Source organism: Micromonospora sp. NPDC049114, assembly GCF_040648635.1.
In the GTDB taxonomy this organism is placed as follows: domain Bacteria; phylum Actinomycetota; class Actinomycetes; order Mycobacteriales; family Micromonosporaceae; genus Micromonospora.
The window spans coordinates 62,119-75,006 of the sequence record NZ_JBEZEA010000005.1; the positions used below are offsets into that span (position 1 = coordinate 62,119).

A 12,888-nucleotide genomic window follows, 5' to 3' on the forward strand; every position below is an offset into this window, starting at 1 on the left:
ATCCTTTGAAGACACCGCCTAAACAGACCTCTCTCGAGCCACTCTCGCCGGCGGTCGTGCCCGGGGCGCAGGCCGTTCGAGGGCCAGCCCGTGGGCGGCAGGTGTTTCCCGAGCGACCCCGACCACAACCTCGAAGATCATGGCTGCAGACCCCGATCTCCGCTGCCGATTCAACAAGTTGGAGAACTCTCTGTTGCCAACGCCTTGACACAGAGAGGTGCCGTTAGATCCACAGTCCCTGGTGTGGCGGGCGGTCGCCAACGAGGTTCCAATCGATTCCCAACCGTCGTGCCAGGGTCAAGCCGAAAACGACGGAAGGAACGGCATGCGCAACATTCTTGTCACCGGCTCGGTGGACGGCATTGGCCTGCGAACCGCGGCCCAACTCGTCGCCGGGGGGCATCAGGTGGTCCTGCACGCCCGCAACGAGGAGCGGGCGGCGGTCGCCAAGACGGCGCTCCCGGCGGCGGCTGGGATTGCGGTCGGCGATCTGCGCTCGATCGAGGAAACCGTCGTGCTCGCCAGGTCACTGGCCGCGCACGGACGCTTCGACACCATCGTGCACAACGCTGGGATCGCCCGGCTGGACGCCTTGGAGCGGGAGCTGACCGGGGATGGGCTGGAGTCCACCTTTCAGGTCAACGTTCTCGCGCCGTACCTGCTGACGGCGTTGCTTCCCCAGCCGGAGCGTCTCGTGTTCGTGTCGTCGGCGATGGCCACGGACGGTGTGGTTGACCTCGCCGACCTGCAGTACGACACCCGCCCGTGGAATGGGGTCGAGGTGTACTCCAGTTCGAAGCTGCTGAACCTGATGCTCGCGTTCGCCGTCGCCCGTCGATGGCCCGGAACCTTGAGCAACGCGGTCGACCCCGGCTGGGTGCGCACCAAGATGGGCGGCGACGCTGCGCCGACGAGCCCCGACGAGGCCGCGCGGGCCCAGGTGCGCCTTGCCGTAGGCACCGAAGCCGACGTCCTGGTCAGTGGACACTATTTCAGTCAACGCGACTGGCGGCCGTCCCTCTCCAGCATGGACCCGGGACTGCTGGACGATCTGCTCACGCGCTGCGGTGAGCTCACCGGCGTCCAACTGCCTGAGGAGGCGTCCGCTGCGCGTTCGCGCCAGCACCTTGACCGTTGATCTTCGCTGCTGGCCGCGGAGCGAGCGTCTGGTCCAAGATGTCGCGGTGCAGCTCGGCGAGCTCCGGTCCGGGCTCGACACCGAGTTCGTCTATCAGTCGGTTCCGCACCTCGCGCAGCATCGTCAGCGCGTCCCCTCGACGGCCCGCCCGGTACAACGCCTGCGCTAACAGCGCCCAACCCCGCTCCCGCAGCGGGTGTTCGATGAGGAACGCCCGGAGCTGCGCAATGGCCGTATCGTTGGCGCCCAACTCGACCAGGGCGGCCAGGCGGTGTTCCAGCGCACCGGTCCGCAGCTCCTGGAGCCGATGCGACTCCGCGACTACGAACTCGTGGTCCGCGCAGTCGGCGTACGCCCATCCCCGCCAGAGTGCGAGCGCCACGTCGAACCGGACCAGCGCGGATCGCGCCGCACCGGTGGTCAGCAGGTCCCGGCCCTGGGCCGCCGCCCTGCTGAATTGATCGACGTCGAGCGTGCGTGACCCCAACCGCAACGCGTACCCGGCGCCATCCCGAACGAGCACCCGCCCGGGCTGACGTGGCGCCCGGTCGGGCTCAAGCGTCCGACGCAGCACGGACAAGTAGCCCTGCGCGGTGATCCGGGCACTCGGTGGCGGGTCGTGCGGCCACAGACAATCGACCAGTGCATCGATCGACACGAACCGGCCGTTGGCGATGACCAATCGGCACAACACCGTACGCGGCGCCGGGCCGCCGACGGCGACGGCCCGGCCGTAGTGCCGCACGACTGTCGGCCCGAGCACCCCAACTGTCAGGCCCGCCGGGACAACGGAGTCACCGAAAACGCTCACGACAGCGGCCCGTCGTGCCTGCTTTTCATAGATGGTCCTTTCTCGGGCGCGCTGCGGCTGCGGGACGAGTTGCGACATTCATGAGGCCGGGCCGGAGTTGACGGACCCTTAACGCCGGCCTGGCGGGCTGGTGGGGGCGGTCCGACAGGTCGACCGGGAAGGGTCGGATAGTGGACCTTCGAGCCGGCGGCGGCCCACTGGGGGTCGTAGCGTGACGATGACCGGTAAACCGTTCCAGCGTTCCAGTTCGGCGTCGGCGGCCAGTTGCGCGTCGATGCTGCGTCGCAGTTCGGCAAGGTTGGTCTCCAGACCGATATTGGGCAGGTTTCGGACTGGGCCGTCACAGTGTGGCCAGGTGGAAGATCTCCTCGCCCGCCAGTGCCCTTGATCAAGTCTCGGACCCGACTGCCGGGGCCCATTCCGCCAGGCGCGCGCCCGCCAAGTCGGCACCAAGTGCTCGCCAGGCGCCGTGCCCGAGAGTGGAGAAGCACGAGAGCGAGTCGGCCGTCCGTAGCCGGCACCGGGGCGGCCCGCCAATGGCCGGCCCCATCCCGAACAGGCCGCCAGTGGGGCGGCCGGAGGAAACCATGGCCACCACAACCCCCCACCTCGAGCCGAACCTCATCGGCTTCCGGATCAACCACCGCACCATGCGATCCGACACTCGCCGGCTGGCCGAGTTGCTCGACCGCGTGGCTGCTGGGCAGCTCGCGTACGACCGTCGCCGGGCGACGGCCCTGCGGACGTATCTGCGGCTGCTCTGTGACGGCATCCATCACCACCACAAGATGGAGGACGAGGTCCTCTGGCCGGTGCTGCAGCGTTCGGCGGGTGCGGAGATCGACCTGCGGGAGCTCAGTGACGACCACGCCGCACTCGAACCGGTCCTGGACGAGGTACGGGTGGCGGCGGACGAGCTGGTGGCCGCGTTCGCCTCGGGCTCGTCAGAAGTGGGCCGGGCACGCACCGTCGCGGGGCGTCTCGCCGGGGCCCTGGCTCAGCTGCGCGATGTCCTCGACGAGCACATCGAGGAGGAGGAGCGGTTGATCTTCCCGGTAATCCGGCGCTACGTCAGCGTGGCCGACTGGAACATCGTGGAGCGAGCGGTCCGCAAAGGCGGTGCGCTGCGCTTCGAACTGCCCAGGATCGAGCGGTACGCCCTCCCGGAGGAGCTGGAGGAGCTGAGAAAGATCGCCGGACCGGTGCTGCGCCTGATGCTCGTGGCGCTGCGACCGGGTTTCCGCCGCCGGGAGGCGACGGTCTTCGGCGGGTGACACCGGCCGAGCGGCGGTGACGGGGTCAACGCACCGTCGCAGGCACGTACGCCGACTCGTCGCTCCACGGCACGGCGCCGACCCTCCGGGCCAGCCGGAGCCCGGCGTCGCGGTGCGCGACGACGGCCGGGTCGCCCAGCGCGGCGGCGAGCTCGGCGAGGGTTTGGTCCACCGGGCCGAGCGAGATCGATCCGCACTCCAGGCCGGCAAACCGCCCCGCCCACGGCAGCAGCTCGCGGTAGCAGCGCTGCGCAACCGGGCGGTCGCCGAGCCGCGCGGCGACCTGCCCGCGCAGCGTCATCCAGTACAGCCACAGGTAGTCGGGGCGGATCGGGGTCTGTGGCCGCCAGACGGCCCGGGCCGCCTCCCGGTCGCCTGAGGAGAGCAGCGCGTGGGCCAGCACGTCGTGCGTGTCGTCCGGTACGCGTGCATGCACCTGCCGGATGTCCTCGACCAGCTCGTGCCCGCGCCCGACGGTGCTCAGCACGGTGAACCGGCCCATCAGTCCCATCGCCGCCGCGTTGGGACCACCGATGCGGCTCATCCGATCGCTGATCTCCGCGTACCGGCGCGACGCCTCACCGAGATCACCGGCGAAGAGCGCGCGCAGGCCGGTGAACCACCCCATGACGGCGAGGATCAGGCCGAGCTGACCGGTCGTGGCCTTTTCGATCGCCCGGTCGACGTGGTGGCGTGCCCGGTCGAAGTCAGCGTCGGTGAGGGCGGCCTGGTAGAGGATGTGGTGGGCCTCGCACTGGTACGCGGTAAGCCCCGCGGCCTCGGCGACCGCCAGCAGCTCCCGCCCGACGTCGGGCAGTTCGGCCCGGTGCGCCGGGGCGACGGTGACGAAGTAGCGGGCGTTGAGCGCACGGCAGAGCACCGCCGGATCGTCCTGCCGACGGGCTAGCGCGAGAGCTTCCCGGGTGACCTCGTCGGCGCGCTGCAGATCGGCGCCCTCGATCTCGAAGGCGAGAGTGCTCAACAGCCGGGACCGCAGCGCCAAGCCGTCGTCGCCCACGCGGGACAGCTCCCGCTCCAGCAGCCGGACCAGCGGTTCGTCGACGGCGCGGTCGGGCCGGATGGTCCAGGTCACCGGGGCGTCGAAGCAGGTCAGTGCGGAGTGGACGGCCTGCGGGTCGCCGATCGCGGTGGCCAGCCGCACCGCCTCGGCGCGTGCGGCGCGGGCGCTCAGCACGTCACCGGCGAGTGCGCCCGCGGTGGCCAGATCGCAGAGCAGGTCGAGACGTGCGCGGGCGGGTACCGCTGGCGCGAGGTCGGCCGCGCGCAGCGCGCCGGTCCAGTACGCGGCAGCTTCCCGAGGCGCGCCGAGGTCACCGGCCCGGCGGGCGGCGGCGGCCAGGTACCCGATGGCGTCCTGCGCGGTGGCCGGGGTGAGGGCGGCGAGTGCGTGCCTCCCCAGCAGCGCCACGTCGTCGACGCGCTGCTCTCGCAGCACAGTGAGGATTCGGCTGTGCATCCGGGTGCGTCGTAGCAGCGGAACGCTGTGGTAGAGCGCGTCCCGCATCAGGGCATGCGCGAACCGGATCCGCCCCGGCTCGGGCTCGACGAGCAGACCCGCGGTCACGCCGGCCTCCAGGCCGTCGAGGACCGGCTCCTCGGGGCCGCCGTCGACGGCGATCAGGATGTCGACCTCGGCGTCCGAGCCCAAGACGGCGGCGTGCCGTAGCACCGTCTGGGTGCTGGCCGGCAGCCGTGCCAGCCGCCGGGTCAGCACGTGACCCAGCGCGGCGGGGATGCCGTCGAGCGCTGACCCGGGGCCTTCGGCCGCGATCAGTTTGGCCAGCTCGATCGTGAACAGGGGGTTGCCCGCCGAGCGTTCCCGTACGGTGCGCAGCAGTTCGGAGTCGGTGGTGTCGACGCTATGGCGACTCAGCAGTTCGGTGACGGCCGCGTCGTCGAGGCCGCCGAGGTCCAGTTCTACCGCCGGTACGCCGGTGAGTGCGGCCCGGGCCACCACGAAGTCGTCGGTCACCTCGTCGGGGCGGAAGGTCGCCACCACCAGGACGGGCGCCTCAGCCAGGGCGGCCGCGACGTGGCGCAGGATGCGTAGGGTCTCACCGTCGGCCCGGTGGAGGTCCTCGATCACGACGAGCAGCGGGCCGTGGCCGGCCAGCCGGGACAGGTAGGCACCCAGCGCCTCGCGTAGGTGGAACTCGTCGTACTGCCCGCGGGTGCCGGCAGGCGTTGCGGTGCCGGTGCCCAGTAGTAGCTGTAGGCCGCGGGCCTCCGGCTCGTCGAGCGGGAGCCGTCGGCACGCGGCGGTGACGACCTCGTGCCACGCCCAGGCCGGCGGTGCGCCATCCACCTGCGGGCAGGTGCCGATCGCCGTCGTCCAGCCGTCGCCGGTCAGGGACCCGGCGAGGTGCCGGGCCAGCGTCGACTTCCCCCCACCCGCTTCGGCACCGACCCAGCAGATGCCGATTCCGGCTGCGGTGGCGCGGGCGGCCGCCGAGCGCATCCGGGCCAGCTCGGTCGCGCGGCCGAGAATTGGCTGCGCCGCGGGCGGTCGATCGGGTACGACAGCCGGCGGGTCGGCCGGCCCGACCACGGCCGAGGATCGGGCGACCTGGGAGGCTGGCGACCCCAGGCGAGGGTGCTGCCGAAGCAGATCCGTCTCCAGGCTCCGCAGCTCGGGGCCGGGTTCGATGCCTAACTGTTCGAGCAGCGCGGCGCGCACCGATCGCAGCACGTCGAGGGCATCGGCCTGCCTTCCGAGGCGATACAGCGCGACCGCGAGCAGCATCGCGGCCTGCTCCCGCAGCGGATGGTCCCGAACGTGCAGATCGAGGTCGAGGACCACCTCGTTCGCGCGGTCCAAGTCGAGCAGCAGCTTTGCGCGCTGCTCGACGGCGGTCAGTCGTAGCCGGGCCAGCCGTTCGCTCTCCCGGTCCGCCCACAGCTCCCCGACGAACTCGGCGTACGGCGTGGCCGCGCCCCAATTGGCGAGGACTTCGTCCAGCCCGGCGAGCGCCGCCCGCGGCTGCGTCTCGGTGACCCGCGTCGCCGTCCGCAGCGCCGCCTCGAACCGCCAGGCGTCCACGTCGGGCGCCGATAGTCGCAGGGCGTACCCCGGGGCCGCGGTGACGAGGATCCGGGCGGGACGGCGGGGCGGACGGTCCGGCTCCAGCGCCCGGCGCAGGTTCGACACGTACACCTGCAGGGCGGCCTGGGCGCGCGGCGGCGGGTCTCCCGACCAGAGGTCCTCGATGAGCCGGTCGACCGAAACCACATGACCGCCTCCGGCGACAAGCCGGGCCAGCACCGCGCGCTGTCGCGGTGCCCCGAGTTCGATGGGGGTGCCGTTCCGCATCGCCCACATGGGACCGAGCACACCGACCGTCGTCACGCTGCCACCGTAGTAAGCCGACGCCGCGGTGGAGATCCGGTATCCGACTGTTCGTTGACCAACCGTTCGGACCGCACCCGGGCTTCGGCGTCCCTGCACGAGCCGGTCGTGGTCGGACGCCCGCCGCCCCTGCAGCCGGCGCCCACCAGCCCGCCAAGACGACGTTAAGGGCACGCCAACTCCACTGCGGCCTCATGGAGGCCGCACCTCGTCCCGTACCAGAGGGACCCGGAGGAAGGACATCCATTGAGAACCACGAAGGGCCTGAGCCACCCACGCCGGTGGCTCGCGGCCGTGACCGGCGCGAGCCTGGTCGTCGCGTTGGCGGGGCCGGCGGTCGCCGCCGACCCCGTCCCGTACGACGAGCAGGCCGTGCACCACAGCCTGTTCGCGGCGGTCGTCCAAGTTCGTGACGGCGGCACCCGCGGCCTGGTGGACGCCGTGCTCGCCGCCGAGCTGAGCGACTGGCGCGGCGCGCACCCGACGTCCGACACTGCGGCGCTCAACGCCCACCTGAACGCCGTCACCACCCTCGTCGGACAGGCCGTCCCGGCGTCCGACGAGTCACCCGGGAAGCTGCACCTGCTGGGCGCGGCGATGGAAAAGCTCGCGGGCAGCGGCGAGGCCCAGCTCGGCGGCCCGGCGGTCAAGGGGCTGCTGCGCAGCACCACCGGCGAGGAGCTGGCCGGCATCGTGCCGCCGATCGAACAGATCCGCAGCGGCACCCAGGAGTACCTGTGGGAGATGATTTCCCGGGGCGCGCTCACCGAGGTGTGGGGCACGCTGCACGCCCGGGCCGCCACCGATCCGGCCCTCGCCGAGGTGTGGAACACGGCGGTCGGCGCCCGGCTCGGCGTACGCCTGGACACCCCGGCGGACGAGCTCGCGCAGCTGCCCGACCTGAGCGGCAACCTCAACCTGTCGGCGATCACCGCGAAGCGCTACGACAGGGACGCCTATCGGGCGGAGATCCAGTCGCAGCTCGACGTGGCGCTCGCCGCGCTCCGCGAGCGGACCGCGACCGCGGTGACCGACGTGGTCGCTGCGTCCGACCGGTTCCCGATCGACGGGCCGAACAAGCCGACCAGCGCGGAGGAGGCGGCGGCCAAGGCGAAGGCGGAGGCCGACCGCAAGCTCAACGAGAAGCTCGGCCAAGCCGTCACCGTCCTCGGCAAGCTCGCCGGGATGGTGGACAAGCAGTTCGGCAAGCAGATCGAGACCATCGCCAAGGCCGTGGTGGGGGCGATCTCGGCGATCACCACTTACACCGCGGCGATCTCGGCGGCCGGCATCACCACGGCGGCGCTGGCGATGTCGACCTTCACCCTGGTCGGTGGCCTGGTCGGCGCGGCGATGATCCTGCTCCCGCTGTTCACCTCCGGCGGCGGCGCCGACGAGACCACCGGCGCCCAGATCGCGGCGCTGCGTGACCAGATCAACCGGCTGGCCGCCGGGATGGACAGGCGGTTCGACCGGATCGAGAAGATGCTCGGCACGATGTACGACGGGTTGAGCGCCCAACTGACCGCGCTGTCCCGGGACCTCACCGAGGTGCGTGCCCAACTCACCGTGATCGCCGGCCAGCTGATCGTCCTCGACCAGCGCGTGGACACCCTCGCGCTGGCGAGCCAGGCGGCCTTCGAGCAGATCGCCCAGCAGCCGCTGAAGACCAGCGTCGACCGGTACGTGCACCGTGAGGCACGCACCGGCACGAAGATCGAATCGCTCGCCACCTACTTCGACCAGGCCGACTCGCCGACGCGCACCTTCGCGGCCGACAGCGCCCGGCAGGCGCCGTACGTCGTCCCGACCGGCACGTCGTTGTCCGACCCGGTGGGTACGGTCGGCCTCTACCTGCCGGCCGGCGCGATCGACTACCTCGCCCAGTGGGCGGGTGCCCGGGGCATCGCGCTCACCCCCGCCCCCGGCGACCAGCCGGCCTCCGGGGTGGCCAACCCGTCGGCGTGGCTGCTCGGCGCTCGGGCGAACCTGATCCTGCAACTACAGAACCCGCAGTACGCCGCCCAGGTCGCCGCAGCCGAGACGGAGAGCACGATCGCCGCGGGCGACGCGGTCAACCGTCGGGTGCGGCAGTTCAGCGCGCCGGCTGCGGACGGTGCCACCAATGCCTTGTTCCAGCGGCTGATCGCCGACTACCGAGCGGCGATGGGCCAGTGGAAGTTCGCCCTCGACGAGGTCGGCCGGGCGGTGCGCTGGGCGGAGGGCGACCGCGACTACAACATGTGGGGGAGCGTCGACCAGGACATCCCGGCCGCCGGCCGGATCGCGGACGTGCCCCACATCGCGTTCTGCGAGGGGCCGACGGGGGCGACCCTCGACATGCCGAGCCGGGTCAACCGTTCGGCCCTGCCGAGCGTCTACCACCTCGCCAACTACGCGATGGCGCCGGCCTACCGGCCGGAGCTGCGTTCCTGCCTCGACGCGGAGTTCGTCAACGTGGTGGTGAACGACCTCCCGCGCTACCAGCAGACCAACGCGGATCTGCGGCTGGTCGTCCGGCAGCAGGTGAAGTGGTTCGGGGGTGACTGGCAGGACGTGCGGACGGTGACCTGGAAGACGCGCCTGACCGACGTCTGCCTGTGGGACCAGCGGGCCAATCCGCCGACCGGGTACTGCCGGGAACCCGACTACTACATCAACAGCAAGTGGAACTCGACGTACCGACCGGCACTGGACAGCAGCGGCGTCGTGGTGGACAACGCCGCCGCGCTGGCGCTGGCGCGTACGAAGGCCCAGGCCATGCTGACCGGCAAGCAGCGCTACTTCTACCGGGCGGCGGCGCTCGGCACCGGCGTGGACCGGCCGCCGGCGGGCACCTGGTCGAGCTCCCAACAGCTCTGGGACGCCGGCAAGAAGGTCTCCGACGCGGTACGGATGCTGCAGATCTTCTCGGACCTGGGCTGGTCGTCGGCGCTGGAACGGGACGACGTGCTGCGCGGCCAGCTCTTCGGCGACCGGGCGCTGCCGGCGGACTACCGCCTACCGCGCAGCCAGGACAGTTACAACAGCGGCTCGTTGCACCTGTTCAACGCCTACCAACGGGCGTTGTCGAACTACGACAGCTGCAAGCAGCAACTGGAATGGGACCCGTGCCAGGGTGACGTTTCCGGGCTGAATCCGCTGGTGCAGCAGGAGCGGTTCGGTGTGGGATGTGCCCCGGCCCCGGCCCCGCAGGCGCCGCACGATCCGCTCGGCTCGTGCGTCGTCCAGGCCGGGTCGGCCGGCATCGGCGTCCTCGCCGACCGGTACGGCTACTGGTCCGGCCGGATCAAAGCCGGCGCACACCAGGAGGGCCTGGCGGCAGTGAAGGGCGTCGTCGGGCTGCTACGGGCGACGAACATCGCAGTGCACCCGGCCTGACCGCCTCCAGGTCGGGGGCTCGCCGCTGTGGTGAGCCCCCGACCCATCGGCGCAGCGCGAGCAGGTGTCGAACCTGCGGTGCTGATCGCTGAGCAGGGCCAGCAGTGCAGTAGCGTGCGCGACATCGGGGGAAGCCCTCGAGCGCGACACGGCGGCAATCACGGCGCGGATGGCGAGAACACCGTCCACGCTCACGGGGCCAGAGGGCGTGCCAGCTCGTCGACTACCTCTCGTCGCGCTACTTGCGCTGTCGAGCCACAGCGGTTCCCTCCTCCTCGGCAGGATGCCAAGTCAGGAGGTGTCCAGTCTCAGAGGACGTCTGATTTACGTATGGAGCCAGGAGTACGCGCGTGACCACGAGGACGAAGCGGTCTACTTCGTGTTAGTGAGAACACGAACGACTTCGGCGACGGCACGGGGTACCTGGAGCCGATGAAGAGCGACCTCGCGAGCATAGAGGACCACTTCTATCACCTCACAGCGCTGGACACCGTGGTGGAGCGCTTCGCGAAGCTGGCCAAGGTCGACCCGGATTTCCTCCCTGCGGTCCCGGCAGGAAAGGGTTCGATCGAGCTACTCACGGACGCGCTGTCCGAACATCTGCCGACGTTCTCCTACAAGAACGACTCGGTATGGCTGAATGCAGGTCTTGCCCACACCCGACTCGGAGACGGCGAAAATTTGGGGGAAAGTCCCTCCGGGTCCGGGTCGAGGTGGTTCTTGTCGCCTTCGCTCAACGTCGATGGTGTCTCGGACGTGACGGCCCACAGTATCGGCGGACATTGCATGCTCCTTGTCTTAAATGACGGTGTTCGGCCTATCTGGGCTCACGTTGAACTGTTCGATTTTACCGATGCCGAACTTCCTTCTGACTGGAGATTCGTTAAGCGAGACGAGGGAATCTTTGGAATTAGTGCGCTGTGGGGGTACCGCAGCATGATTGAAAACCCTTCGCATAATGATGACTTGATGGAGCGTGAGCGTAGCGCATGGGGGGACTTCCTGGCAGACAATGAAGGGGCCTTTGAGGAAGGGCCAGATCAGGAGAAGATCCGGGCGCTGAGCAAAGCATTAAACTCTGGTCGTACCTTTCCAAAGCCTCCCAACGTGGGATAGCGTGTCGGGTGTATTCGCGTCGACCCAGACTATTCAAGATCTTATTGGTGACGTGACGGAAATGCGTGAATTCAATCTTCCGTCACCAATCTGGACATCGGCAGCTCGTCCACAGGTCGGGCGAGGGCTGCGCCCGCGTACGCGGTGAATTGCTGGCGTTGCTAGCACGGCTCATGCCAGTTGATCACGCCCATCTGAATTCATCGATATGACGGCCTGGGCGTGTGTACGCGTCGGTATTCGCAGATTAAAAGCGCTCTGCTCGTAACTGGGTGAAGGTATTGCCCTGGGCCGGGCCGGTGGTCACGTGGACTGGTTGTACGATCTGTACCCGGCGGCGGGGACGGGCGGTGGGTTGGGGACGCTGCAGCCGGACCTGCTCGCCGAGAACCTGGCGGTCGCGGTCCTGTCCGAAAGCACCCCGGCCGAGCGCAGCAGGATCCTGCAAGGGTTGGCTCCCGGTCAGGCGGTGCAGGCGTTGACGGTTTTGAGCCGCGCGTTCAGCTACCAGTCCGACGCTGCGAAGATGATCGACGTGGCGCTGGCCGCGGATCTGCCGGTGATGAGTGAGGCGGTTCTCCAGGTCGGCCTCCAGTTTCCCGGAATGCTCGCTTCGCGGGCCGCGGCCCTGCTCGTCAGGGCTGAACTCGATCCTGACTGAGTCCAGCGGACAGCGCGGCGGGTGCCGTACCCATCGATCGAGTTCGGCCAGATCGCGGTCGCATTGACCGCCCACGCCCTGACCGCCACGCAAGCGGGGACCGAGCCAAAAGACCGAGCGTCCCTACTGACCTTGCACGCTGTTCGGTTGGCGGAGGTGGGGCGGCGGGCCGAGGCCCTCGCCGCCAGCCAGGAAGCCGTCGACCTGCGCCGGGAGTTGGCCGACGGCAACCGCGACGCCTACCTACCCGACCTCGCCACGTCGGTGAACAACCACGCTGTTCGGTTGGCGGAGGCAGGACGACGGTGTCGGTCGCACCGAGGCGCGTATATCTGGTTGAGGTCATGTGGATTGGCGGTGGTGTGCCGGGAGGAGTAGCCACCGGGCGAAGCAGCTCTGGTCGTCAATTTCGGTGTACCACCTGACTCTGAGCGTGTATCCGTTGCTGTCGGCTCGCAGGAGTAGTCCCTTGTTCGGCTCCCGTGACGGAGGTCCATGCTCAGCCGGCGGCGGGCCTGGTTGACGCGGCGACAGCGCCATTGCGTGCTCGCCTGTTCCGTCGAGGGCGGCGCTGAAGATTGCGAGGTCACCGCTGGGAATGTTGAGGGCGTCACCGACATCATCGATTGCCGATGGATAGTTCAGCGCCGATTCGAGGGTTCTGCGATAGTCCGGACCCGAGGCCTGGACTATCGCCAAGGTTCCCTCCGCAGACTCGAACACCTCCATCCAGCTGTCGTCACGAACGACGCCGTCAGCGCCGACAAGAAGAGCGGTAGAGCCGGCAACGGCGATGCTGGTCTCCTCGGGGGTCATGCCAACAATCCGGTCGTACTCGTCGTTGCTCATACCGCGCCAGAAACGGCGGGCGGCGGCGTCGACAGCGAGGTACGGTTCGCCGTTCGTCCAGAGCCGCCCAATGTGGGTCCAGGACGTATGCACGGTGAGAGTATCCATACGGCCCTCGCCACGGCTGGCTGGCACCCAACGCCTTACTGTCATGCCGCTGTCAAGGCGCGGCAATCGTCGGCGTGCTCCCCCGGTCGACCGATGCGGCTGCGGAGCCAGCGCTGGTGCCAACCAAATCGAGCCCTACGCCGAACTCATCCGCCACTACCGGGAACGGTGGGTCCACTACGG

Annotated in this window: 8 protein-coding genes; 5 read left to right on the top strand and 3 right to left on the bottom strand. The window is 69.5% G+C overall.

Annotation, left to right across the window (positions count from 1 at the left end; genetic code table 11):
• The first annotated feature begins 325 nt into the window (after positions 1–325).
• Positions 326–1,138, top strand: coding sequence for an SDR family NAD(P)-dependent oxidoreductase (locus tag AB0B39_RS17185; RefSeq protein ID WP_357574774.1), 813 nt, complete (start codon positions 326–328; stop codon positions 1,136–1,138).
• Here AB0B39_RS17185 and AB0B39_RS17190 read toward each other — a convergent pair.
• Positions 1,074–1,949, bottom strand: a complete 876-nt coding sequence (locus AB0B39_RS17190; protein ID WP_357489335.1) for an AfsR/SARP family transcriptional regulator — start codon at positions 1,947–1,949, stop codon at positions 1,074–1,076. The genes AB0B39_RS17185 and AB0B39_RS17190 overlap by 65 nt on opposite strands.
• A 587-nt stretch (positions 1,950–2,536) precedes the next feature.
• Here AB0B39_RS17190 and AB0B39_RS17195 point away from each other — a divergent pair.
• Complete coding sequence (locus AB0B39_RS17195) at positions 2,537–3,223, top strand: hemerythrin domain-containing protein (protein ID WP_357489336.1); 687 nt, start codon at positions 2,537–2,539, stop codon at positions 3,221–3,223.
• A gap of 25 nt (positions 3,224–3,248) precedes the next feature.
• Here the strand turns inward: AB0B39_RS17195 and AB0B39_RS17200 are convergent, their stop codons facing one another.
• Complete coding sequence (locus tag AB0B39_RS17200; protein ID WP_357489337.1) at positions 3,249–6,590, bottom strand: BTAD domain-containing putative transcriptional regulator; 3,342 nt, start codon at positions 6,588–6,590, stop codon at positions 3,249–3,251.
• Between the two features lie 246 nt (positions 6,591–6,836).
• Between AB0B39_RS17200 and AB0B39_RS17205 the strand changes: the two genes are divergently transcribed.
• The 3 genes from AB0B39_RS17205 (at position 6,837) to AB0B39_RS17215 (ending at position 11,748) form a co-directional block, all read left to right on the top strand.
• Positions 6,837–9,971: a hypothetical protein gene (locus AB0B39_RS17205; RefSeq protein ID WP_357489338.1), complete on the top strand. Its 3,135-nt coding sequence runs from the start codon at positions 6,837–6,839 to the stop codon at positions 9,969–9,971.
• 432 nt (positions 9,972–10,403) lie between these two features.
• The gene (locus tag AB0B39_RS17210) at positions 10,404–11,087 is read left to right on the top strand and encodes a hypothetical protein (protein WP_357489339.1); all 684 of its coding nucleotides are present in this window, start codon (positions 10,404–10,406) and stop codon (positions 11,085–11,087) included.
• Positions 11,088–11,394: 307 nt separating this feature from the next.
• Positions 11,395–11,748, top strand: a complete 354-nt coding sequence (locus AB0B39_RS17215; protein WP_357489340.1) for a hypothetical protein — start codon at positions 11,395–11,397, stop codon at positions 11,746–11,748.
• 342 nt (positions 11,749–12,090) lie between these two features.
• Here AB0B39_RS17215 and AB0B39_RS17220 read toward each other — a convergent pair whose 3' ends face one another.
• The gene (locus AB0B39_RS17220) at positions 12,091–12,705 is read right to left on the bottom strand and encodes a hypothetical protein (RefSeq protein ID WP_357574775.1); all 615 of its coding nucleotides are present in this window, start codon (positions 12,703–12,705) and stop codon (positions 12,091–12,093) included.
• Positions 12,706–12,888 lie beyond the last annotated feature (183 nt).